Below are 22,388 nucleotides of genomic sequence, written 5' to 3' on the forward strand. Positions count from 1 at the left end.
GGTGAGACGCCGCTCCGGCACCACCGGGGCCGCGGCGGAACGACGCGCGGACCCTATCGCCGCCCGGGCCGCGGAACCTGCCAACTGGCCGTTTGTTGTCCGGCCCCGACCGGGGCGACCCGACGGGCCGCCCCGGTCGCGCCTATCGGGTGGTCGCGGTGCTGCTGCCGACCAGCTTCCGCGGGGAGGTGCCGTCGAGTGCCGCCTGCATCTGCGGGGTGAGGTGCTCGAGCACGTACGGCAGGCTCAGCGGGGACATGAAGTACATCGCCCCCGAGAGCGTCGGGTCGGTGTAGACGGCGCGGTTGCCCCTGACGGCGTCGAGGGTCTTGAAGGTCGGGACCTTCTCGAGCGCCGTGATGTCGCTCTGCTTCTCGGTCGCGAACAGCAGGACGTCCGCGTCGAGCACGTCGAGCCGCTCGGCGGAGACGCTGACCTGCACGCCCGGCTTCTTCGCCAGCGGCGTGAGCTTCGGGTTGATCGCGAACCCGAGGTAGGTCAGGAACTCCGTGTTGAGGCCGTCCTGGTAGACGTAGAGGCTGCCGTCGTAGAAGGCGTTCTGGCTGAAGGTGACGGTCTTGCCCTCGAAGTCCGGGTGCTCGGCCCCGACCTTCGCGTAGTCGTCCTTGATCCCCTGGATCAGCGCGCGGCCCTCCTGCTCCTTGCCCAGCGCCTTGGCGACCTGCAGCGTCTGCTGGTCCCACGGCGAGAAGTAGTCGCTGCTGCCCTTGACCGCGGCGACCGTCGGCGCGATCTTCGAGAGCTTGTCGTAGTCGGCCTGCTTCATCCCCGAGTTGGTGCCGATGATCAGGTCGGGCCGGAGCTCGGCGATCCGCTCGAACTGGAAGCCGTCCTCGTTCTTGAGCACCGTCGGCTTGGCGGCCCCCAGCGCCTTCTGGGCCCACGGCCAGACGGCGTAGGGGTGGTCGCCGTACCACTCGGTGGTGGCGATCGGGGTGGAGCCGAGCGCCAGGACCGCGTCCTGCTCGGTCAGGCCGACGACCGCGATCCGCTTCGGCGCGGCGGGGACGGTGGTGGTGCCGAACTTGTGGTCGACGGCGGCGGGGAAGGCTCCGCCGGCCTTGGCCGCCGGGGCGGTGGTGCTCGCCGGCTGGTCGTCGGAGCCGCAGCTGGCCAGGACGAGGACGGCAGCCACGGCCGCAAGCAGGAGCAGCAGTGGCCGTAGGCGTGCGCTCGACGAGGGAGAAATCAGCGTTCGGGTCATCTAATTAGGTGACCCTACTCAAACCGGCGGCGCCACGTCACCGACCCCGGCTGCCCCCACCCGCCCGGGCACCGACCGGATCGCGCGGGCCTGGCGCGGCCGTCAGTGCCGCCCCGACCGGCCCGCCCTCAGGCGGTCGACTCGGTCGCGACCCCGATCCCGAAGGCGACGAGGATCCCGCCGCTGCCCCGCAGCAGCGCCCGCTTGAGCCGCGGTCGGACGACCGCGCGTCGCGCCCGCGAGAACACGAACGCGTAGGCCGCGAGCGAGGCGAATCCGACCAGCGCGAAGGCGACGCCGAGGATCGCCGCCTGGCCGACGTGGTGGCCGGCGGGCAGGAACTGCGGGATCACGCTGGTGAAGACCAGCAGCGTCTTCGGGTTCGAGAGGTCGCAGAGCACGCCCTCGCGGAAGGCCCGTCCCGTCCCACGCGGCGCCGGACCCGCCCCCGCGGCGACCGACTGCGGCTGCTGCTCGTGGCGGCCGATCAGCAGCAGCACTCCGAGCCAGACCAGGTAGACCGCGCCGAACAGCTTCACGGCCAGGAACGCCGGCTCCGACGCGACCAGCAGTGCCGTCAGCCCGACGACCGAGGCCAGCACCCACACGAGGTCGGCCGCGAGCACCCCGAGCGCCGTCACGAAGGCCGCGCGCCCGCCCCGCATCACGGCGTTCTTCATGATCAGAGTGACCGCGGGACCGGGGATCGCGACCAGCACGATCGCCAGCCCGAGGAACGGGACGAGGCTCGACATCAGGCGTCCCAGCCTACGCTCCGGCGACCGGCCTGCGCCCGCCCCGCCACGGCGATCCGGCGGGCCGCCCCCACGCCCCGCCGCACCGATCCCGACGGCGAGGTCTGCACCGTCGACGAGTTTCACCGGGGGCGCTCGGCCGTTGACTAGAGTCGCCCTCAGGTGGCGCCGTGCTGCCCGCGGTGGTCCGCGTGACGTCCCGACTCCGGGCCACCCACGACCCCGAGGAGAACCATGGCCCTGCACACCGACATCCCCACCCGCCCCCAGATCGAACGGCTGCTGGCGGTCCGCGGGCCCGCCTCGGTCTCGATCTACGTGCCGACGAGTCCCGTCACGCAGGAGGCGGAGGCCAGCCGGATCGTCTTCAAGAACCTGGCCGCCGCCGCGGTCGCCCAGCTCCACGACGCCGGGGCCGACAAGCGCGAGGTCGCCGCGCTCGAGGAGACCTTCCACGCCCTCCACGACGACGACGAGTTCTGGGCGCTGCAGGCCAACAGCCTCGCCGTCTTCGCGACCCCCGACAGCCTCCGGACCTTCCGGCTGCCCAACCAGCTGAGCGAGACCGTCCAGGTCTCCGACCGCTTCCACGTCAAGCCGCTGCTGCGGGCCGTGACCTTCCCGCAGTCGGCCTTCGTGCTCTCGCTCGCCCAGGGCTCGGTCAGCCTGCACGAGGTCACGGCCGACCTGCCGACCTTCGAGGTCCGCGTCCCCGACATGCCCAAGGACGCCGCCAGCGCCGCCGGCAAGGCCTCGATCACCGACCGCTCCGCCAGCGGGGCGATCCAGGGCTCGGAGGGCCAGAAGGTCCTGATGCGGCAGTACGCGCGCAAGATCGACCACGCCCTGCGCCCGGTCCTCGCCGGCCACCACCTGCCGCTGATCCTGGCCGCGACCGCGCCGCTCGACGCGATCTTCCGGTCGGTCAACAGCTATCCGCACCTGGTCGAGGAGGGGCTGGCCGGCAACCCCGAGGCCCGTTCGGAGACCGAGATCGGCGAGGCCGCACGCGGCGTGCTCGACGACCTCTACGCCGCCGAGCTGCGCGACCTGACCGCCCTCTACGAGGCCCGTGGCGCCCAGGGGCGGGCGGCGACCGAGCAGTCCGACATCGCCCGCGCGGCGACCTTCGGCGCCGTCGACACGCTGTTCGTCGACATCGACACCAACGTGCCGGGCTTCGTCGACGACGAGACCGGCGAGATCACCTCCGGCGAGGACGACGCCAGCGACTACGGCGTGCTCGACGAGATCGCCCGCCGCGTCCTGCTGGCCGACGGCCGCGTGCTCGCCGTCCGCCACGACGAGGTCCCGGGTGACGGCCCCGCGGCGGCGATCCTGCGCTACCCGGTCTGAGCCAGGCTCGGCCCGGGCCGGTCGCCGCGGACGTCCGCGGCGACCGGCGTTACGTAACGAACGCCGCGTGGGCAACGACCTCCGCCCGCCCGCGAACCCCCACCACACACGGCTACGATCCCCCGCATGCAGCTGCGCCCGCCCCGCCTCCGACCACGGCAAGCGGTGGCGTTCGCCGCGCTAGGGGTGCTCGCGCTCGCGCCTGCTTCCGCCAGCGCGAGGGCCACCGATCAGCCGTCCCCGCGCCAGGCGCTGGAGCGCGCCCTACAGGCGAGCCGCGGCGAGCTGCCCGGTCGCGAGGTGACGCTCGCGAACCGCGATCTCCTCCTCGCGCTCGATGACCTCGGTCCGCGCGACCGCGCGCGGGCCAGGCAGCTGATGGCCCGGCCGACCGACCTGGGCGACCGAGGGGCCACCAAGCTCAACTACGAGGGTCGGGTCCCGACACGGCGGTGCAGCACCAAGCCCAACGTCGAGGTGCATTTCTGCGCCCACTACTTGACCGACGGCAGCGCGGATGCCCCGAGCATCACCGACTCCAGCGGCCCGACCGGCACCGAGTCGACCGGCGACGGGATCCCGGACTACGTCAACACGATGTTGCGGGAGTTCGATCTCGTTGCCGCGCGCCAGAACGACGGGCTCGGCTGGCCTGCGCCGGTCAGCGATGGCGGAGCGGGCGGCGGCAACGAGTTCGACATCTACATCGGGAACCTCGGGCCCAAGCGTATCTACGGGTACGCCCAGTACGAAGAGCCCACCGACCCGAAAGGCATTCACGCCCCGGCCTTCATGGTGATGGACAACGACTACGCCGAGTTCGCCTATCCCGACTACCACGTGCCGCTCCAGGTGACGGCCGCGCACGAGTACAACCACGTGCTGCAGGGCGCGATCGACATCTACTTCGACCCGTGGTTCGGGGAGGCCACGGCGACCTGGATGGAGGAGCAAGTCTACCCCGCCGGCGACGACTGGATCTTCTACCTTCCGGGGTGGTCGATGGTCCCCCACGTCCCGATCACCGCGTTCACCCCCGACGACACCGGTCCGGCCGGCAACAAGCCGTACGGCAGCAGCGTCTTCCTCCACTGGTTGAGCGATCGACCCAGCCTCGGCGGCCCGCCGAGCCCCGGCGGTCCCCCGACCGCCGGCCAGGACATGATCCGCGACAGCTGGGAGGCGATGCCGAGCACGACGCCCGAGGACTACGCGGTCGCCGCCCTCGACACCGGCCTCGCCCAGCACAGCCACCCGACCGTGTCGTCGACGTTCGGCGCCTTCGCCGCCGCGACCGCCGAGTGGCGGATCCCGAACTCCGGCTTCCACGACCGCGAGCACTACGGGACGATCGTCCGCCCGTCGCCGAAGCCCCCTGGCGTCGACATGACCCGCACCGCGCCCCTGAGCGACGGCAGCGCCCGCTCCGACGGGATCGACCACACCGGATACCGCCTCTACGAGGTGCCCGCCAACGGCACCGATGCGGTCCGACTGAACGTCACGGCGCCGGCCGGCGTCGCCTCCTCGATCGCGCTCGTCGGCCGCATCGGCGGGATCGACACGGGCACGGTGACGATCCAGCGCAAGGAGCTGCCGGTCGGCGGCAAGGGCAGCGTGATCCTGCACGGCGTCGGGGGCTTCAGCCGCGTGACGGCGGTGGTCGCCAACGCCGACACCGGGGTCACCGGCTGGGACGACAACATCGGTGACTGGGGCGACTGGACCTTCGCTGGCGACGGCCGCAGCTACACGACGACCGCGACGAAGGACCTGTCGGAACCGGTCGAGCCGGGGCCGGTCGACCCGCCGCGGGTCGACCCGCCGGTGGTCGCGCCGACCCCGCCGGCACCGGTCCCGGTCCCCGACGCGCCGAAGCTCGTCGCCCCATCCAAGGCCACGACCCTCACCGCGCTGCGCGGTCTCGGCACCGCGCTCTCGCGCCAGCTCAAGACGCGTGGGATCACCAAGCTCCGCAGCACGCGCCCGGCGTTCGCGTTCTCGGCCCCGAGCGCGGGACGGCTCGACGTCCGGATCGTGGTCGGCGGCAAGACCGTCTCCTCGGTCCGCGCGAACGCCGCCCACGCCGGCCGGCTGAAGACCCGCCTGCGGGCGACCTCGACCGGTCGCCGACTGCTCCGCAGCAGCACGCGGAAGACCGCGACGCTGGTGCTGCGGTTCGCCCCCAAGGGCGCCCCGGCCCAGGAGCTCCGCCGCCGGATCACGATCCGGCGGTAGCCCGCCCTCAGTCCGCGGCCGGTCGCTGCTCCGCGGCCGGCCGCTCGACCGCGGCTCGTCGAGCGACGACCGGCCGCGCGAGGATCCGGTCCAGGTCCGCCGAGAGCGTCATCGGGTCGAACGGCTTGACGATCACGCCGTGCGCCCCGAGCCCGCAGACGCACTCGCTCTCCGGGTCCTGGACCTTCGCGGTCAGGAACACGACCGGCACGTCCGGGGCCAGCTCCGGATCGCGCAGCAGCCGGAACGTGGCCGCACCGTCGAGCCCCGGCATCATCACGTCGAGCAGGATCGCGTCGAAGCGACCGCCGGCACCGACGGCCTCGACCGCCGCCGCCCCGGAGTCGACCGCCACCACCGCCCAGCCGCCGAGCCGCTCGAGGCTGATCGTCACGATCGCGCGGATGTCGTCCTCGTCGTCGACGAGCAGCAGCCGCCGGCTCATGACACGTCCAGCAGCTCGGTGACCCGCCGCTCGACGTCCGCCGGCGTCGAGCTCCGCTTGGCGAGGAACTCGACCCGTCCGAGCTGGAGCCGCTCCCGCTCGCCGGCGCCGAGGTCGAGCGCGGTGTAGACGACGATCGGCACGTCGACGAGCAGGCCGTCCCCCCGCAGCCGGTCGACGATGCTGAAGCCGTCGTCCCCCGGCAGCACCAGGTCGAGCACGATCACCGCCGGCGGTTGGGCCCGGATCGCCCGGATCGCGTCGTCTGCCGTCCGGACCAGCAGCACCGGCACGTCGCCGTGACCGAGGGTCCGGCTGAGGACCTCTCCCAGCGCGATGTCGTCCTCGACCACCAGCACCGTCCGCGGACGCAGCACCGGCACCACGTCGGAGATCTCCGCCAGCAGCTCGTCGCTCCGCCCGGAGCGGACCAGCAGCGCGAGGTCGCGGACCGCGGGCAACGTGAAGCTGAGGAGCGCCCCCGGCGCATCGACGGCGTTCTCCGCCCACAGCCGACCGCCGTGGTCGTGGTGCTCGACGATCGCCCGCGCGATCGGGAGCCCGAGCCCGGTCCCGCCCTTCTCCCGCGCATCCGAGCCGTCGACCTGGTGGAAGCGATCGAAGATCACCTCGAGCTGGTCGGCCGGGATCCCGCGGCCGTGATCGCGGACCGAGAACCGCACCCGCTCGCCGTCGGCACCGACCGAGACCACGACCTCCGCCCCGGGCGGCGAGAACTTGACCGCGTTGCCGAGCAGGTTCACCAGCGCCTGCACGATCCGGTCCCCGTCGGCGACCACGGTCACGTCGGCCGCCTCCCACCGCAGCGTGACGGCGGCGGCGTCGGCCGCCGCCTGGACGACCTGGATCGCCTGCTCGACCAACGTCGCCGCCTCCAGCGATGAGACCCGGACCTCCATCTGCCCCGCGTCCATCCGCTCGATGTCGAGGATGTCGTTGATCAGCCGCACCAGCCGGTCGGTGTTGGCGACGGCCAACGTCAGCATCCGGGCCGCCTCCTCGGGAAGCTCCCCGAGCACGCCCGCCTCGAGCAGCCCGAGCGATCCGCGGATCGAGGTCAGCGGCGTGCGCAGCTCGTGCCCGACGAGCGAGACGAACTCGTCCTTGACCCGCTCGGCCTCGCGGCGCTCGGAGATGTCCTCGAAGACGCCGATCCCGTACCGGGGCGCCGGCTCGCCGTTCGGGATCACCGTCAGGTTGAGACGCCCCCAGAAGACCGAGCCGTCGTGGCGCACGAACCGTTGCTCGCGCTGGAAGTGCCCGACCTCGCCGGCGTTCAGGGCCCGCAGCAGCTCCCGGTCCTCAGCGCGCCCCTCCGGGTGCGAGACGACCCAGAAGCCCTCGCCGCGCAGCTCGTCGACGGTGTAGCCCATCATGTCGGCGAAGGCCTGGTTGACCGCGACCGCGCGTCCCGCGAGCACGTCCATGAAGACGATCCCGAGTCCGGCGTTGTCGAACATCGCCCGGAACCGCCAGTCGGCCTCCCGCTGCGCGGCCTCGGCCCGCTGCCGCTCGCTGATGTCCCGCGCGGCAGCGACCACGACCCGCTCGCCGTCGACCTCGGCCTCGCTGACGATCACCTCGAGCGGGAACGCCTGCCCGTCGCGACGGCGCCCGCTGATCAGCCGCCACTCGCCGGAGAGCGCCGAGCCGTCGGCCGCCAGGTCGATGCTGGCCGGCAGGTCCGGATCCCAGACCAGGCCGTCCTCTCCCGTGACCAGCGATGCGGCCGCGGTGCCGGTCAGGCTGCCCGGCTCGGCGCCGAAGATCGCCTCCGCCGCATGGTTGGCGAACCGCACGCTCCCCGCCGGGGTGAAGGTCAGGATCCCGTCGCCGACGGTGTCGACGATCGCCCACAGGCGGGCCTCGCTGCGCCGAAGGCTGCGAACGACCTCGGCCGCGTCGGTGTGCGCCAGCTCCGCCTCCGCCCAGCCGGCGAGATCCCGCAGGCCCGCGATCTGGGCCGCGTCCAGGGTGCGCGGACGGCGGTCCATCACGCAGACCGCCCCGACCCGCTCGCCGGTCGGGGACCGGACCGGGTGCCCGGCGTAGAAGCGCAGGCCCGCCTCGACGACCCCGCGCGTCCACGCGAAGTCCGGGTCCTCCCGCAGGTCCGGGACGACGAGGGTCCCGGAGCCGAGGATCGTGCGGGCGCAGAACGCCTGGTCGCGGGGGACCTCCTCCCGCGGGAGGCCGACGCAGGACTTCGCCCACTGGCGGTCGGTGTCGATCAGCGTGAACATCGCGATCGGCGCGTCGAGCAGTTGGGCGACCGTGCGGGTGATACGGTCGAATCGTTCCTCGGGATCGGTATCGAGGATCCCCAGGGTGCGCACGGCGAGCACCCGACGTGCCTCGTCCGGCGGTCGCGGCACGCGTGTCACATCGCCACCACGTTTTCGTGTCTGACCCCCGAGACACCCACGCAGTTCAAGACGCCGTCGCCGCCTGCTGGCGGCAGAGCCGCCCAATCGTGATCGAGCGGGTCGAGGTCGTGCGGCGCGCGGCCGACGCCGCCGCCTCCGATGCCCTCAGCCCAGCCGAGCGGGAGGCCGCCTGGCACGACGCGCACAAGCTCGTGGGCCTGCTCGGCATGTACGGGATCGCCACCGGCAGTCAGCTCGCGCGCGAGGCGGACCGTCAGCTCCACGGTGACGGGCCGATCGACGGGCCGGCGCTCGCCGCCGCCGCGCGCCACCTGCGCGCGGTCGTCGAGCAGGCCGAGGTCCGGTCGTCGTCGAGCTGACGCACGGCCGGTCATACGAGCTTCACGAGGACGGGGGATGCTGGGTGCCTCGAAGTCATCAGCGCGTCGGACGACACGGTGACCTCTCTGGTCGGGACGCTCCAAGGTATACCCGATATACGCACCGCAGCGCAAGACGCGCTGCACCCGCGCGCGCCCGCCCGCGACGGCGGACCTCGCGGAAGTAGGCTGACGCGGTGAACGCTCGGGATCGAACGTGGGGAACGCGGTTTCGGCTGCGCGAGTGGGGCGACCGCAGCTGGATCCTGATCCCCTCGGCCTACGTCGCCGCCGCGCTGGTGCTCGGCAAGCTGGTCCCCACGCTGGAGAGCGACGGCAGCCGACCATTCGGCCTCGCGCTCGACGCCGACAGCGCCCGCGAGATCCTGCAGGCGGTCGCCGGGGGGATGATCGCGTTCACCGGCCTGGTCCTCTCCGTCGCGATCGTCGTCGTCCAGTTCGGCGCCAGCCAGTACACGCCGCGGCTGGTGCTGCGGTTCCGCCGCGACCCGGTCGTCAAGCACGCGCTCGGCGTCTTCATCGCCCCGGCGCTGTTCGCGCTGGTCTCGCTGGGGGACGTCCACGACCGCGCTGCCAGCGCCCCGAACCTGACGGTCGCGGTCGCCGTCGCGCTGCTGGTCGGCGCGATCGTCGTCTTCTTCCTGCTGGTCGCCCGGCTGCTCGACCTGCTGCGCCCGCGACGGCTCTACGACCAGCTGCGGGTCGGGGCCGAGCGGGCGATCGACCAGGTCTTCCCCGACCTGGTGGCCGCGGGCAGCACCGAGGCCGCGCCCGGCACGCTGCCCGAGATCACGGCGACCATCCGCCACGAGGGTCGCAACGGCGTGCTCTCGGCCCTCGACCTGCCGCGGCTGATCGCGGCCGCCCACGCGGCCGACGCCGTCGTCGAGGTCCCGGTCCGGATCGGCGAGTACGTCTGGCACGGGGAGCCGCTGCTGCACGTGCGCGGCGGCCGGTCCGCGATCCCCGACCGCGAGCTGCGCCGGTCCGCGTTCCTCGACGAGGAGCGGACGCTGACCCAGGACCCGCCGTTCGCGATCCGGACGATCGTCGACATCGCGCTGCGGGCGCTCTCTCCCGCCGTCAACGACCCGACGACCGCGGTCCAGGCGCTCGACACGCTCGAATCGCTGCTGCACCGGCTGGCCGGCCGCGACCTCGGCAACGGCCACCGGCACGACGCCGAGGGCCGGCTGCGGGTCGTCTGCTCCGCCCCCAGCTGGTCGGAGCTGCTGGAGCTGGCCCTGACCGAGATCCGCGCCTACGGTGCCGACGCCCACCAGGTCGCACGGCGTCTGCGGGCGCTGCTCGACGGTCTCCTCGCCAGCGCTCCCGCCGAGCGCCGGCCCGCGATCGAGCGTCAGCTCGCCCTGCTCGACGCCGCCGTCGAGCGGGCCTACCCCGACCCCGGGGAGCGCGCGCTCGCCACGGTCGCCGACCACACCGGCCTCGGGGGCCGTACCGACCGGATCCGGAGCTGATCGTGGTCGGCGTCGACAGCGGAGCGTTCCTGGCGATCGTCGTCGCCGCCGCGCTCGCGGCCGGGCTCGCGGCGGTGCTCGCCCGGTGGCTGGTGATCCCGGTCGTGGTGCTCGAGATCGCGCTCGGGATCGTGATCGGGCCGGAGCTGCTCGGGATCGCCGAGCCCGACCAGTTCGTGCGGTTCTTCTCCAACCTCGGGCTCGGGATGCTGTTCTTCTTCGCCGGCTACGAGATCGACTTCCGGCGGATCAGCGGCCGACCACTGCGGCTCGCGGTGCTCGGCTGGCTGCTCTCGCTGCTGCTCGCCTACGCGATCGGCGGGCTGCTGGCGCTGGCCGGGGTCGTCCTCTCGCTGGTCTTCGTCGGCTCGGCGCTGGCGACGACGGCGATCGGGACCCTGATCCCGATCCTCGGCGACGCCGGCGAGCTGCGGACCCGCTTCGGCACCTACCTGCTCGGGGCCGGCGCGGTCGGCGAGCTCGGCCCGATCCTCCTGATCACGCTCGTCTTCTCGACCAAGAGCGCGGGCGCCAACGCGGTGATCCTGATCGCGTTCGTGGCCCTGACCGTCCTCGCCGGGACGCTCGCGGTGCGCTCGATCGGCCACGGCTGGAACCTCTTCGAGCGGACGCTGGAGACCAGCGGGCAGCTCGCGATCCGGACCGCCGTGGTGCTGGTCTTCGCGCTCGCCGCGCTGGCCGCGTCGCTCGGGCTCGACCTGCTGCTCGGCGGGTTCGTCGCGGGCCTGATCCTGCGGCTGGCGCTGCGCGGACGCGAGGTGACGGTGCTGGAGTCGAAGCTGACCGCAGTCGGCTACGGGTTCCTGATCCCGTTCTTCTTCGTCGTCAGCGGGATCCAGCTCGGCGTCGGCGCGCTCGCCGAGGACCCGATCCAGCTGCTGAAGGTGCCGCTGTTCCTGCTGCTGTTCCTCGTCGTCCGCGGCACGCCCGCGCTGCTGCTGTACCGCGGCGTGCTCGGCCTGCGCGACCGGCTCGCACTCGGGTTCTTCTCCGCCACCGAGCTGCCGCTGATCGTCGCGATCACCACGATCGCCGTGACCGAGGGCCACATGACGAGTGCGACCGCCGCCGCGCTGATCGCCGGCGCGATCCTCTCGACGGCGATCTACCCGATCGTCGGCCTGCATCTGCGGCGCGGCGCCGCCGACCACGAGCCGTCTGGCCCGGCGGACGAGGGCGAGCCCGGAGTCACGGTCGCGGTGCCGTAGCCCAGGGGCCCCCTCCCGCTCAGGCCTCGGTCGCGCTCGCCGCCGGAGCGGTCCCGCCGATCACGCCACCGCGGCCCGGGATCAGGACGCTCGTCGCCAGCCCGACCAGCAGCGCCACGAAGCAGAAGACGAAGGCGATCGTGAAGCCGTCCTCCGACGGCACCCCGCCGACCAGGTTGTTGACGAGGATCGCCGCCGCGATCTGGCCGCCGACGGCGCCGCCGACCGAGCGCATCACGGTGTTCATGCCCGTCGCGACACCGGTCTGCTCCTGCCGCACCGCGGCCACGATCAGGTTCGCCAACGACGCGAAGGCGAGCCCGATGCCGACGCCCTGGAGCGCCGACGAGACGTAGATGTGCCAGGCGGCGGTGTGGGCGACCGCCAACAGCAGGAAGGCCGCCGCGGTGAACGCGGTCCCGACCATCAGCGGCGGCTTCGACCCGAAGCGCTTCTCGAGCCGGCCGGCGAAGGCCCCGGCGACCAGCATCATCGCCGCCGACGGCAGCAGGTAGAGGCCGGCCTGGGTGACCGACGCCCCGAAGCCGAAGCCGGTGTCCTTCGGCAGCTGGACGAGCTGCGGCACGAGGATGAACGACGAGTACATGCCGACGCCGAGCAGCAGGGCGACGAGGTTGGTCGTCCAGACCCCCTTGATCCGCATCATCTTCATGTCGACCAACGGCTCCTTCGAGCCGAGCTCGGCGCGGACCCAGAGCCCGAGCAGGACGACGCCGAGGAGCAACAGGCCGAGCATCTTCGGCGAGGTCCAGCCCCAGTCCTGGCCCTGGCTGATCGCCAGCAGGACGGCGGCGAGGCCGGACGACATCAGCGCCGCGGCCAGCCAGTTGATCTTGCCCGGCGTCTTGATCGGCGACTCCGGCACGTAGAAGTGGGTGGCGACGGCGGCGATCAGGATCCCGACCAGCGGCAGCCAGAAGAGCCAGTGGTAGCTGAGGTTGTCGACGATCACGCCGGCCAGGACCACGCCGAGCCCGCCGCCGATGCCGAGCAGCGCCGACATCAGGCCGATCGAGCCCGCGACCTTCTCCCGCGGGAACTCGTCGCGGATGATCCCGAAGGCGAGCGGGAAGATGCCGCCGCCGACGCCTTGGATCACGCGCGCCACGATCAGCAACCCGATCGAGGAGGCGACCGCGGCCAGCAGCGTGCCGACGATCAGGAGCACCAGGACGATCAGCAGGACCCGTTCCTTGCCGAACATGTCCCCGAGCCGGCCGACGATCGGCGTCGCGACCGAGGCGCTGAGCAGGTAGCCGGTCAGGACCCAGGAGACCGCGGACTCCGTGGTCCCGAGGGCGTGCTGGATCTCCGGCAGTGCCGGCGAGACCAGCGACTGGAGGAGCGCGTAGGCGACCCCGCCGAGGGCGAGGACGGCGAGCGTGACGCTGGGGTTGCGTCGCGCGGGCGTTTGTTGACTCATCGGTGAGGACCTGTGCTTCGGGAGACGTCGGCGTCGCGTCCGGCGGAGCGGCCCGCGACGACAGGCGGAAAGACCATTCCGCTGCGGCGGCATAGAGTATCGGAATGCCTGTTCCGCCGTCAGAGGTGGCGCGATGACACTCGCCGACGCGCCCGCCTGGGCCACGCTCGACGCCGACGCCAAGCGCGCCCGGGTGCTCGCCGTCGCCGGTGAGCTGTTCGCCCGCGAGGGGATCGACGTCTCGATGCCGGCGCTCGCCGACGCGATCGGCGTGGGCGTCGGCAGCATCTACCGCCAGATCGGCCGCAAGGAGGACATCCTCGCCGCGCTGATGGCCGCTCGCGCCGAACGGGTCGCGCACGACCTCGAGGCCGCGCTCGACGCGCCCGACGCGTGGACCAGCCTCTGCGACGCGACCTACGCGCTCGTCGACCAGTGCGTCGACGACTCGGTCATCCGCGAGGCGTGGGCCGCCAGCTCGATGCACCCCGTCGTCGTGCCGGTGCGGCGCCGGACTGCGGCCGCGCTCGACGCCCTGGTCGAGCGGGCGCGGGCCGCCGGAGCCCTCCACGACGACGCGTCGGCCGACGACCTCCGGATCGTCTTCCGGGCCGTGCACGACGCCGAGAGCCTCGGCCCCGGCAACGCCCGGCGACTGGCCGAGGTCGTGCTGCGCGGGCTCGCGGCGGGCCCCCGCGGCTAGCGGCGCAGGCTGATCGAACGGGTCGCCGCGCCGGCCGCCCGAACCGAGAGCGAGACCCGCGACGCGCGCGCCAGTCGCTTGCGGGCCGCATGGGTGAAGGCCACCCGGACGGTGGCGACACCGCCCGCCTTCGCCTTCCCCCGGCCGGCGGCGACCGTCACCGCACGCGCCTTTCGGGCCAGCCCGAGCTTGCGGGCCGCCTTCCCCGGGACGACCAGCGAGACGCGGACCGTCTTGCCCGACGCGACCCCGACCACTCGTACCGTCAGGCCGGCCTGCAACGCCTTCCGCAGACGTGGCTTCCCGGAGACGCTGAGGGTCGCCTTGTGTCCCTTCGTCGACCCCGTGCTCCCGGGGCCGGGACCCGGACCCGAGCCGGAGCCGCCCGGCTCCGAGCGATCGACCTGCTCGCAGTCGGCCGCGATCACGTCGATCGGGTCGGCCCGCACCCGGTCCGTGCCGGGACCGCAGGTGATCGAGTCGACCTCGCCGTCGCGGGCCTCGATCAGGTCGTTGCCGAAGCCGCCGCCGATGTCGCAGTGGACCTCGTTGCAGCGCGCCGGACGGTCGCCGGCGAGGGTGTCGCGCCCGGGTCCGCCCGTCACGGTGTCGTCGCCGTACCCGCCGGAGAGGTCGTCGTCGCCGACGCCGCCGTCGAGCACGTCACCCGAGGCGTCGCCCGCCAGCAGGCTGTCGCTGCCCCCGCGGCCGGCGTAGCTCCCGGCGCCACCGACCTCGGGGGCGATGAACTGGTTCGGGCCGTCGTCGCCGACGAAGCTGCCGGCGCTGCCCGACGAGATCCGCTCGATGCCGATCACGTTGTCGCCCTCGTCAGCACGCCCGTCGTTGGGCTGCGCGTCGAGCGTGACCGAGATCGCGGGGGCGCTCGCCTCGCCCCCAGCGTGCCTGTAGTCCTCGAGCACGTCGAAGCCGGCTCCACCGTCGATCGCGTCGCCGAAGACCCCGTCGTCACTGAACGAGTCGGCGTTGATCGTGTCGTTGCCGTCGCCACCGCGGAGCAGGTCGGCGCCAACCTGGCCATCGAGCGTGTCGTCGCCGCCACCACCGTCGAGCGTGTCGTTGCCCGCGCGCCCCTCGAGCGTGTCGTTGCCGGCACCGCCGTCGACGACCTCGGCCATCGCGCCGCCGCTGAAGCGGTCGTCGCCGTCGCCGAGCCGCACGCGCAGCGATCCGTCGGCGAACGGCGGCAGGCCGGCGCCGACGTAGCTGCCGACGTTGTCGTTGCCGCCGCCAGCATCGACCTCGACCCCACCGTCGCCCAGCGGACAGACGACGGTCGTCGGCTCGATCGCCTTCGGTGCGCACCCGGCGCCCGCCGTGACCGCCCCGTAGTCGGAGATCTCGACCACGCCGACCTCCTGAGTCCCAACCGTGATCGCGTTGACCTCGCCCGGCGCCACCTCGACGACGTGGACGGTCCGCCCGTCGTACGACGCACTGCCCGCGGCCCGCGCGGCGGTCGGCAACAGCGGAACCAGCATCAGGGCGAGGGCCAGCGCGGCACCACGATGTCGGGGCGGCGGCGACGCGGAGGGCGACATGGGAGGGACTCCGAACAGGCGGGGACAGGACACGCCCAGCGACGCTAGGCCCGCTCCGGTGGGCACGCATCGGGGGACTCCCCCGCGCAGCCGACCAACGCGAACCGCCCCGGCGGGCAGGGGCGCACCGATCCGGGAGTCGCTCACGACGCTCACGCGCCCTCCCGCAGCGGCCCCGGAGACGGGCTCCCGAACCGATCGCTCGATACCCCCCCTAGGTATGCTAGATTCATCCTGCGGGATACCCCCGGGTAGTATTCAAGGAGATTCGATGAGCACGACCGACCAGCACACCTACCGCGTCCAGGGCATGACCTGCGGCCACTGCGAACTGTCCGTCCGTGAGGCCGTCGAAGAGCTCGACGGCGTCGAGTCCGCAAGCGCCGACCGCGCCAGCGGCGAGCTGCTGGTCCGCGGCAGCGCCGATCAGGACGCCGTCCGCCGCGCGGTCGCCGAGGCCGGCTACACGCTGGCTCCCTGAGCCGCGAGCACGCGTAGCGAGGAGATCCCCATGAGCATGAACGTCCCCACCAAGCTGACCGTCTTCGCCGCCGGGCTGGCGGTGAGCTTCGGAGCCGCGTTCGGGGTCGGCTCGCTGCTGGACCCGACCGACGACGAGCCGACCGGCGGCGGCCATGCGATGGCCAAGGCCGCCGAGCACGCCCCCGAGCACGGCGGCGACGCGGGCTCGAAGCAGGACGCGTCGCCCGCGGCCGCGCTTCCCGGCGGACTCTCGGTCTCCCAGGACGGCTACACGATCGTCCCCGAGCGCACGCGGTTCGCAGCCGGCCGCCCGGCCACCCTCCGCTTCACCGTCACCGACCGTCGCGGTCGACCCGTCCGCAGCGGCTATGAGGTCGAGGCCGAGCGCGAGCTGCACCTGATCGTCGTCCGCCGCGACGCGACCGGCTTCCAGCACCTGCACCCGCGCCGGGACGCGAGCGGCGTCTGGAGCGTCCCGCTGACGCTGCCCGACGCCGGCAGCTACCGGATGCTCGCCGACTTCACGATCGCCGGGACCCGCCGCACGCTCGGCGCCGACCTCGACGTGCCCGGTGCGTTCACCCCGCCCGCGGCAGCCACGCCCCGCGACGCGACGACGGCCGACGGGCTCGACGTCCGCCTCACCGGCGGTCCGCTGCGGGCCGGCCAGCACGCCGCGCTCGAGTTCCGGATCACCCGCGACGGCCGTCCGCTCACCGGCCTCCAGCCGTACCTCGGCGCCAAGGGCCATCTCGTCGCGCTGCGCGAGGGCGACCTCGCCTACCTGCACGTGCACCCCGACGAGGACGACGCCCCCGGAGCGATCCGGTTCGCCGCCGAGTTCCCGAGCCCCGGCCGCTACCACCTCTTCCTGCAGTTCCAGACCGGCGGCACGGTCCACACCGCGCCGCTGACCGTGGAGGTCAGTCGATAATGAGCACCGCCACCGACACCGTCCTCAGCACCACCGAGCGCCTCGAGCTGCCGGTCGAGGGGATGACCTGCGCCTCCTGCGCGAACCGGATCGAGCGCAAGCTCAACAAGCTCGACGGCGTCACCGCCACGGTCAACTACGCGACCGAGAAGGCCGCCGTCACGTTCGATCCCGCGGTCGCCACGCCCGAGGACCTGCTCGGCGCGGTCGAGGCCGCCGGCTACCACGCGACGCTGCCCAGCGAGACCGCCGCGCCGGCCGACCAGGAGTCGGCCGGCGACGCGGCGACGCGCTCGCTGAAGTGGCGCCTGATCGGCTCGGCCGCGCTGTCGATCCCGCTGCTGCTGGTCTCGATGGTCCCCGCGCTCCAGTTCGACTACTGGCAGTGGTTCGCGCTCCAGCTCGCGACCCCGGTCGTGTTCTGGGCCGGCTGGCCGTTCCACCGCGCCGCCTGGCAGAACCTCCGCCACGGCAGCGCGACGATGGACACGCTGATCTCCGTCGGCACCCTCGCCGCCTGGCTGTGGAGCGTCGTCGCCCTGTTCTTCCTCGGGGCCGGCGAGCCGAGCATGCGGATGGGCTTCGAGATCGTGCTCGACCGGAGCGCCGCGACCGACCACATCTACCTCGAGGCCGCCGGCATCGTCACGACGCTGGTCCTCGCCGGCCGCTACTTCGAGACCCGCGCCAAGCGCCGGGCCGGGGCGGCGCTCCAGGCGCTGCTGGCGCTCGGGGCCAAGGACGTCACGATCCTCGACGCCGACGGCAACGAGCGGCTGGTGCCGATCGAGCAGCTGGCCGTCGGCGACCGCTTCGTCGTCCGCCCCGGTGAGCGGATCGCCACCGACGGCACGATCCGCGAGGGCCGCTCCGCCGTAGACGAGTCGCTCCTGACCGGCGAGTCCGTGCCGGTCGAGAAGGCGACCGGCGACGAGGTCGTCGGCGCCAGCATCAACGCCGGCGGCCGGCTGATCGTCGAGGCGACCCGGATCGGGTCCGACACCGCCCTGGCCCAGATCGCCCGGCTGGTCGAGGACGCCCAGACCGGCAAGGCCCCGGTCCAGCGGCTGGCGGACCGGATCTCCGGGATCTTCGTGCCGATCGTGCTGGTGCTGTCGGTCGCGACGCTCGGCTTCTGGCTCGGCGACGGGGCCAGCGTGGCCTTCGCCTTCAGCGCCGCGGTCGCGGTCCTGATCATCGCCTGCCCCTGCGCCCTCGGCCTGGCGACGCCGACCGCGCTGCTCGTCGGCACCGGCCGCGGGGCCCAGCTCGGCCTCCTGATCAAGGGGCCGGAGGTCCTCGAGTCGACCCGTCGCGTCGACACGATCGTGCTCGACAAGACCGGAACGGTGACCACCGGCCAGATGCGCCTGACCGACGTCCTCCCCGCCGCGGGTGAGGATCGCGACGAGGCCCTGCGGATCGTCGGTGCCCTCGAGTCCGGCTCCGAGCACCCGGTCGCCCGGGCGATCGCGGCCGCCGCCAGCGCCGCGTCGGCCGAGCGGCTGCCGGCCCCGGAGGGCTTCGAGAACCGCGAGGGGCTCGGCGTCCAGGGGATCGTCGACGGGCACGCGGTCGTCGCCGGCCGGCCGGCCCTGCTCGAGGAGTGGGCGATGCCGCTGGACGACGAGCTGCGCGAGCGGCTGGCCGAGCAGCAGCAGCTCGGTCGGACGGCGATCGTCGCCGGCTGGGACGGGAAGGCCCGTGCGCTGCTGGTGGTCGCCGACACCCCGAAGGAGACCAGCGCCGAGGCGATCACCGCGCTCAAGGGCCTCGGCCTGCGGCCGGTCCTGCTGACCGGTGACAACGAGGCGACGGCCCGGGCGGTCGCCGCCGAGGTCGGGATCGACGAGGTGATCGCCGAGGTGATGCCGGCCGACAAGGTCGCCGTCGTCCGCCGGCTGCAGCACGAGGGTCGCGTGGTGGCGATGGTCGGCGACGGCGTCAACGACGCCCCCGCGCTGGCCCAGGCCGACCTCGGCCTGGCGATCGGGACCGGGACCGACGTGGCGATCGAGGCCTCCGACCTGACGCTCGTCTCCGGCGATCTGCGCGGTGCCTCCGATGCGATCCGGCTCTCCCGCCGGACCCTGTCGACGATCCGCGGCAACCTGTTCTGGGCCTTCGCCTACAACGTGGTGCTGATCCCGGTGGCGATCTCCGGTCTGCTGAACCCGGTCTTCGCCGGCGCCGCGATGGCGCTCTCCAGCGTCTTCGTGGTCTCCAACTCGCTGCGGCTGCGGTCGTTCAAGGCCGAGCGGGCGAGCGCCGCCGCGCCGGCGGCCTGAGCGCGGGGCGGGGCGCTCCGTGGGGCGCTGGGGGCGCGAGGCGGGGCTGATGCGGATTGGCGTTCCCCCCGAACGCTAATCCGCATCAGTCCGCGCCTGGCGCCGCCGCGCCCCGCGCCCGTGCCGCCCGCTGCTGCTCCCACATGATCGGATCGGCGGTGGCGGGGACGTCCGCCCCCAGCTCGACCAGCACGCTCGCCAGCATCTCGCGGCGGATCGCGCCGTAGGCGAGCACGTGGGAGAGGACTCCGCCGTAGGTGAACGACTGCGGCGGCTCGCAGAGCGCGTCGACGAAGGCGTCGTCCCAGGCGCCGCGGTCCCGGATCGACCGCGCGATCCGCACGAAGGTCCGGGACGCCCGCTCGAAGCGCGGCAGCAACGGGCGGATCTCGGTCGCGGTCGCGGAAGGCGGGGCGCCGGCAGCCGGCAAGCCGTCCCGGCCGGCGGCCGCCGCACGCGACTCCCCCGCCTCCGCCTCCGGCACCGGCACCGGCACCGGCTCGCCGACGATCGCCGCGGCCCAGACCTCGAGCGTCCGCACCAGTCGCTCGGCCATCAGCGCCGCGCTCGCCTCCTCGCCCTCGAACCAGCACGCCACGAACCCCGGCCGCAGCGGCCGCGCAAGCGCCTCCCCGGACAGGCCGGCGGCCACCGTCAGCAGGTCGCGGACCCGGTCGACGTGGTGCGAGACCATCCGCTCGGTCAGGTCGCCGGCGAACGCCGGACCGCGCGTCCCGGGGACCAGCAGGCCGGCGGGCGGATGGAAGTGGATGCCGTTGGGCGCGTCGAGCGCGACGGGACGGGTCGCGTCCTCGGCGAACGCGCTCGGCGGCAGCCCGTAGGCGCGGGAGAAGGCCCGCGAGAACGCCTCGAGCGAGCCGTAGTCGGCGGCGACCGCCGCCGCCGTGGGGCTCGCCGACGCGTGCCGCAGCTGCCAGGCGGCCCGTTCCAGCAGGAGCCGGCGGCGCAGCGCGACGGGCGATTCCCCGGTCGCACCCGCGAGCAGACGATCAAGGTGGTCGCGGGAGAACGCCGCCCGCCGGGCGATCGCGCGACCGTCCGTCCCCGGCACGTCGAGCGAGTCGAGCACCAGGTCGAGCAGTTCGCGGAGACGGTCGGCCACGGGGACATCCTGCCCGTCGCCGCGTGCGCTCGCCAGCTCGTGGCCGAGCGCGGCGGACCCGGGAGGCGCGCGGCGGACGGCTCCGGAGCCACCCGCCGCCCGGCCGGCTTGATCGGATTCGACCTGCTGCTCGACGGCGCGGCGGCGGTCCGTCACGGTCGGTGGCATGCCGAGTTGGAACACGTTCGAAGCAGCCGAGCCCGAGCTGGCGGAGGAGGTCCTCCGCCTGCTCGACGCCCACGTCCACAAGACCCTCGCGACGATCCGCCGCGACGGCGGTCCGCGGATCTCGGGTACCGAGACCCGCCTCCTCGACGGCGAGCTCTGGATCGGCTCGATGTGGCAGGCGCGGAAGGCCCGCGACCTCCAGCGCGACCCCCGCTTCGCGCTCCACAGCGGGTCCGATGATCCGCCCGGCTGGAACGGCGACGCGAAGCTCGCGGGGGTGGTCGAGGACGTCACCGACAGCGACCCCGAACGGGTCCAGCAGATCAACGGCGAGGCGGCGGCGGGCGGCCCGACCCACCTCTTCCGGCTCGACCTCCACGAGGTCTCGACCGTCCGCCTCGCCCCGAGCGGCAAGACGATCGTGATCACGTCGTGGACCCCCGAGCGCGGCATCCGGACGATCGAGCGGGCGTAGCGGCCTCCGACGGGCCGCCCCCAAGCCCGCGCCCCGCACATCAGTCCGGAACGATCACCGCCCGGCCCGTGAGGGTCCCCGCCCGCATCCGGTCGTAGGCCTCCATCACCCGCTCGAGCGGGAAGGTCTCGACGTCGGCGTGCAGCCGCCCGGCCGCCGCCAGCGCCAGCACCTCGCGCAGCTCGTTGGCGCTCCCCCAGTAGGGCCCGACGATCGTCGCGTCGTAGGGCAGCAGGCCGTTCCCGATCGGCACGGCGCCGCCGCCGATCCCGACGATCGAGACGTGCCCGCCGCTGCGGACCGCCGCGACGCTCAGCTCGACCGTCGGCTGCACGCCGACGAGGTCGATCACGACCTCGGCCCCGATCCCCTTGGTCAGCTCACGGATCGCCGGCGCCGCCTGCGCGTCGGACTTCAGGGTCTCGTGCGCGCCCAGCTCCTTGGCCCGCGCGAGCTTGTCCTCGGAGGTGTCGACGGCGACGATCCGCGCGGCGCTCAGCTCGCCGAGCAGCTGGACCGCCAGGTGACCGAGGCCGCCGAGCCCGATCACCACCGCCGTCGAGCCGGGCACCAGCAGCGGCAACGCCTGCTTGATCGCGTGATACGGCGTGAGGCCGGCGTCGGTCAGCGGCGCGGCCTGGATCGGGTCGAGCCCGTCGGGCAGCGGCAACAGCAGCCGCTGATCGGGCACGAGCAGGAACTCGGCCATCCCGCCGTCGAAGCCGAGCCCGCCGGCCATCCCGCCCAGCTCGCCGGTGTGCTCGCAGAGGTTCTCGGCCGAGCGCCGGCACGGCGCGCAGCGGCCGCAGCCCCACGGCCCGTAGACGGCGACCGGCTGGCCGACCTCCCAGCCCGTGACCCCGTCGCCGAGCTCGGCGATCGTGCCGGTGTTCTCGTGACCGAGGGTGAACGGCGGCTGGATCGCGTCCGGCGCCTGCTCCGCTGACCAGTCCATCAGGTGCAGGTCGGAGTGGCAGGCACCCGCACCGGCCACCCTGACGAGCACCTGTCCGGCCGTCGGCTCCGGCGTCGGCACCTCCTGGAGGGACGGGGTCTCGGACCAGTCGGTGAATCGCAGTGCGCGCATGTCGTCTCCTCGAGCGGTGCTCGTACGAGTGGGCTTCCGGACCACGCGGGCCTGGCGACGCACACGGTCCCGCCGGCCCTGGTACCCCGCGGGGGTGGGCGAGAATCGCCCGGCACCGGAGGACGGGACGAAGACGCCGCCCCTCCCCGCCTCAGCTCGCGTCCGGCGGCAGCAGCGGACGCGGGTCGAAGAGCACGCGGATCGTCGTGATCCGACCGTCGACCACCCGGCTGCGGTTGGCGACCGTCACCGGCGGCGCCACCGAGGTCTGGAGCTCGAACCAGGTCACGACGTCGGGGCCGTCGACGAAGACGTGGTCGATCACCACGTCGGTGGTGATCTGCGCCAGGCCGCGCAGGCCCGCCAGGCACTCGTCGGCGCCGTCCGCCGTCGCCAGCGGGCCGACGAACTGCACGTCGTCGGCGAGCACCGACCGCAGCCGGTCGAAGTCCTTCGCCCGCCAGGCGTCGAAGTAGGTCGCGGCGACCGCCGCCACCGCCTCGTCCGTCGTCGTCCCGGGGGCCTCGCTGTTCGTCATGGACGACAGGATCGCGCCGCCGACACCAGAAGTCCAAGATCTACTTGCACTCCGAGCTAGCATCGT

General features: G+C 73.4%; 19 protein-coding genes. 10 read left to right on the forward strand and 9 right to left on the reverse strand.

From position 1 onward, the window contains the following. Positions 1-142: 142 nt before the first annotated feature. Positions 143-1,225 carry an iron-siderophore ABC transporter substrate-binding protein gene (locus ACVUH9_RS09025; RefSeq protein ID WP_475756054.1) on the reverse strand — a complete coding sequence of 361 codons (1,083 nt, stop codon included), beginning with the start codon at positions 1,223-1,225 and terminating at the stop codon, positions 143-145. Between the two features lie 128 nt (positions 1,226-1,353). Next, the gene (locus ACVUH9_RS09030) at positions 1,354-1,980 is read right to left on the reverse strand and encodes a LysE family translocator (protein WP_475756056.1); all 627 of its coding nucleotides are present in this window, start codon (positions 1,978-1,980) and stop codon (positions 1,354-1,356) included. A gap of 234 nt (positions 1,981-2,214) precedes the next feature. On the opposite strand from ACVUH9_RS09030, the gene ACVUH9_RS09035 reads away from it, so the two are divergent. Together ACVUH9_RS09035 and ACVUH9_RS09040 are read left to right on the forward strand one after the other, a co-directional pair. Beyond that, positions 2,215-3,336: a baeRF11 domain-containing protein gene (locus tag ACVUH9_RS09035; protein WP_475756058.1), complete on the forward strand. Its 1,122-nt coding sequence runs from the start codon at positions 2,215-2,217 to the stop codon at positions 3,334-3,336. Between the two features lie 126 nt (positions 3,337-3,462). Continuing rightward, entirely contained in the window at positions 3,463-5,574 is a 2,112-nt protein-coding gene (locus ACVUH9_RS09040; protein ID WP_475756060.1) for an MXAN_6640 family putative metalloprotease, read from the forward strand. Between the two features lie 7 nt (positions 5,575-5,581). Here ACVUH9_RS09040 and ACVUH9_RS09045 read toward each other — a convergent pair whose 3' ends face one another. Continuing rightward, entirely contained in the window at positions 5,582-6,019 is a 438-nt protein-coding gene (locus tag ACVUH9_RS09045; RefSeq protein ID WP_475756062.1) for a response regulator, read from the reverse strand. After that, entirely contained in the window at positions 6,016-8,415 is a 2,400-nt protein-coding gene (locus tag ACVUH9_RS09050; protein WP_475756064.1) for a PAS domain S-box protein, read from the reverse strand. The genes ACVUH9_RS09045 and ACVUH9_RS09050 overlap by 4 nt, the downstream gene beginning before the upstream one ends. A 26-nt stretch (positions 8,416-8,441) precedes the next feature. Here ACVUH9_RS09050 and ACVUH9_RS09055 point away from each other — a divergent pair, with 26 nt between their 5' ends. From ACVUH9_RS09055 to ACVUH9_RS09065, 3 genes are all read left to right on the forward strand, one after another. Continuing rightward, positions 8,442-8,786 carry an Hpt domain-containing protein gene (locus ACVUH9_RS09055; RefSeq protein ID WP_475756066.1) on the forward strand — a complete coding sequence of 115 codons (345 nt, stop codon included), beginning with the start codon at positions 8,442-8,444 and terminating at the stop codon, positions 8,784-8,786. A gap of 197 nt (positions 8,787-8,983) precedes the next feature. Next, positions 8,984-10,288, forward strand: a complete 1,305-nt coding sequence (locus ACVUH9_RS09060) for a DUF2254 domain-containing protein (RefSeq protein WP_475756068.1) — start codon at positions 8,984-8,986, stop codon at positions 10,286-10,288. 2 nt (positions 10,289-10,290) lie between these two features. Beyond that, positions 10,291-11,517, forward strand: coding sequence for a cation:proton antiporter (locus ACVUH9_RS09065; protein ID WP_475756070.1), 1,227 nt, complete (start codon positions 10,291-10,293; stop codon positions 11,515-11,517). Positions 11,518-11,536: 19 nt separating this feature from the next. Here ACVUH9_RS09065 and ACVUH9_RS09070 read toward each other — a convergent pair whose 3' ends face one another. Further along, positions 11,537-12,961 carry an MFS transporter gene (locus ACVUH9_RS09070; protein WP_475756072.1) on the reverse strand — a complete coding sequence of 475 codons (1,425 nt, stop codon included), beginning with the start codon at positions 12,959-12,961 and terminating at the stop codon, positions 11,537-11,539. Positions 12,962-13,094: 133 nt separating this feature from the next. Here ACVUH9_RS09070 and ACVUH9_RS09075 point away from each other — a divergent pair, with 133 nt between their 5' ends. Next, complete coding sequence (locus ACVUH9_RS09075) at positions 13,095-13,664, forward strand: TetR/AcrR family transcriptional regulator (protein WP_475756074.1); 570 nt, start codon at positions 13,095-13,097, stop codon at positions 13,662-13,664. Here the strand turns inward: ACVUH9_RS09075 and ACVUH9_RS09080 are convergent. Then, positions 13,661-15,226, reverse strand: coding sequence for a calcium-binding protein (locus ACVUH9_RS09080; protein WP_475756076.1), 1,566 nt, complete (start codon positions 15,224-15,226; stop codon positions 13,661-13,663). The two genes, ACVUH9_RS09075 and ACVUH9_RS09080, sit on opposite strands and share 4 nt — an antisense overlap. Before the next feature lie 271 nt (positions 15,227-15,497). Between ACVUH9_RS09080 and ACVUH9_RS09085 the strand changes: the two genes are divergently transcribed. The 3 genes from ACVUH9_RS09085 to ACVUH9_RS09095 are packed head-to-tail and all read left to right on the forward strand — an operon-like array spanning position 15,498 to position 18,931. Continuing rightward, positions 15,498-15,707 carry a heavy-metal-associated domain-containing protein gene (locus ACVUH9_RS09085; RefSeq protein ID WP_475756078.1) on the forward strand — a complete coding sequence of 70 codons (210 nt, stop codon included), beginning with the start codon at positions 15,498-15,500 and terminating at the stop codon, positions 15,705-15,707. A 30-nt stretch (positions 15,708-15,737) separates the two neighbouring features. After that, positions 15,738-16,643: a hypothetical protein gene (locus ACVUH9_RS09090; protein WP_475756080.1), complete on the forward strand. Its 906-nt coding sequence runs from the start codon at positions 15,738-15,740 to the stop codon at positions 16,641-16,643. Continuing rightward, positions 16,643-18,931: a heavy metal translocating P-type ATPase gene (locus tag ACVUH9_RS09095; RefSeq protein WP_475756082.1), complete on the forward strand. Its 2,289-nt coding sequence runs from the start codon at positions 16,643-16,645 to the stop codon at positions 18,929-18,931. Before ACVUH9_RS09090 ends, ACVUH9_RS09095 begins: the two co-directional genes overlap by 1 nt. Before the next feature lie 85 nt (positions 18,932-19,016). On the opposite strand, the gene ACVUH9_RS09100 is transcribed toward ACVUH9_RS09095, so the two are convergent. Next, positions 19,017-20,054, reverse strand: coding sequence for a helix-turn-helix domain-containing protein (locus ACVUH9_RS09100; RefSeq protein ID WP_475756084.1), 1,038 nt, complete (start codon positions 20,052-20,054; stop codon positions 19,017-19,019). Between the two features lie 166 nt (positions 20,055-20,220). Here ACVUH9_RS09100 and ACVUH9_RS09105 point away from each other — a divergent pair, with 166 nt between their 5' ends. Beyond that, on the forward strand, positions 20,221-20,697 hold the full coding sequence (locus ACVUH9_RS09105; protein ID WP_475756086.1) for a pyridoxamine 5'-phosphate oxidase family protein: 477 nt from the start codon (positions 20,221-20,223) through the stop codon (positions 20,695-20,697). 40 nt (positions 20,698-20,737) lie between these two features. Here ACVUH9_RS09105 and ACVUH9_RS09110 read toward each other — a convergent pair whose 3' ends face one another. Together ACVUH9_RS09110 and ACVUH9_RS09115 are read right to left on the reverse strand one after the other, a co-directional pair. Continuing rightward, a complete protein-coding gene (locus ACVUH9_RS09110) occupies positions 20,738-21,784 on the reverse strand; it encodes an NAD(P)-dependent alcohol dehydrogenase (protein ID WP_475756088.1) in 1,047 nt (348 codons plus the stop codon). A gap of 151 nt (positions 21,785-21,935) precedes the next feature. Beyond that, positions 21,936-22,322: a nuclear transport factor 2 family protein gene (locus ACVUH9_RS09115; RefSeq protein ID WP_475756090.1), complete on the reverse strand. Its 387-nt coding sequence runs from the start codon at positions 22,320-22,322 to the stop codon at positions 21,936-21,938. Between the last annotated feature and the right edge of the window lie 66 nt (positions 22,323-22,388).

Source organism: Patulibacter ginsengiterrae (assembly GCF_056269115.1).

Bases quoted from the DNA above. Each gene is read 5' to 3' on its own strand.
- ACVUH9_RS09025 (WP_475756054.1), bottom strand. From the start codon at position 1,225: ATGACCCGAACGCTGATTTCTCCCTCGTCGAGCGCACGCCTACGGCCA.
- ACVUH9_RS09030 (WP_475756056.1), bottom strand. From the start codon at position 1,980: ATGTCGAGCCTCGTCCCGTTCCTCGGGCTGGCGATCGTGCTGGTCGCG.
- ACVUH9_RS09090 (WP_475756080.1), top strand. From the start codon at position 15,738: ATGAGCATGAACGTCCCCACCAAGCTGACCGTCTTCGCCGCCGGGCTG.
- ACVUH9_RS09045 (WP_475756062.1), bottom strand. From the start codon at position 6,019: ATGAGCCGGCGGCTGCTGCTCGTCGACGACGAGGACGACATCCGCGCG.
- ACVUH9_RS09070 (WP_475756072.1), bottom strand. From the start codon at position 12,961: ATGAGTCAACAAACGCCCGCGCGACGCAACCCCAGCGTCACGCTCGCC.
- ACVUH9_RS09085 (WP_475756078.1), top strand. From the start codon at position 15,498: ATGAGCACGACCGACCAGCACACCTACCGCGTCCAGGGCATGACCTGC.
- ACVUH9_RS09115 (WP_475756090.1), bottom strand. From the start codon at position 22,322: ATGACGAACAGCGAGGCCCCCGGGACGACGACGGACGAGGCGGTGGCG.
- ACVUH9_RS09095 (WP_475756082.1), top strand. From the start codon at position 16,643: ATGAGCACCGCCACCGACACCGTCCTCAGCACCACCGAGCGCCTCGAG.
- ACVUH9_RS09075 (WP_475756074.1), top strand. From the start codon at position 13,095: ATGACACTCGCCGACGCGCCCGCCTGGGCCACGCTCGACGCCGACGCC.
- ACVUH9_RS09105 (WP_475756086.1), top strand. From the start codon at position 20,221: ATGCCGAGTTGGAACACGTTCGAAGCAGCCGAGCCCGAGCTGGCGGAG.
- ACVUH9_RS09040 (WP_475756060.1), top strand. From the start codon at position 3,463: ATGCAGCTGCGCCCGCCCCGCCTCCGACCACGGCAAGCGGTGGCGTTC.
- ACVUH9_RS09080 (WP_475756076.1), bottom strand. From the start codon at position 15,226: ATGTCGCCCTCCGCGTCGCCGCCGCCCCGACATCGTGGTGCCGCGCTG.
- ACVUH9_RS09110 (WP_475756088.1), bottom strand. From the start codon at position 21,784: ATGCGCGCACTGCGATTCACCGACTGGTCCGAGACCCCGTCCCTCCAG.
- ACVUH9_RS09035 (WP_475756058.1), top strand. From the start codon at position 2,215: ATGGCCCTGCACACCGACATCCCCACCCGCCCCCAGATCGAACGGCTG.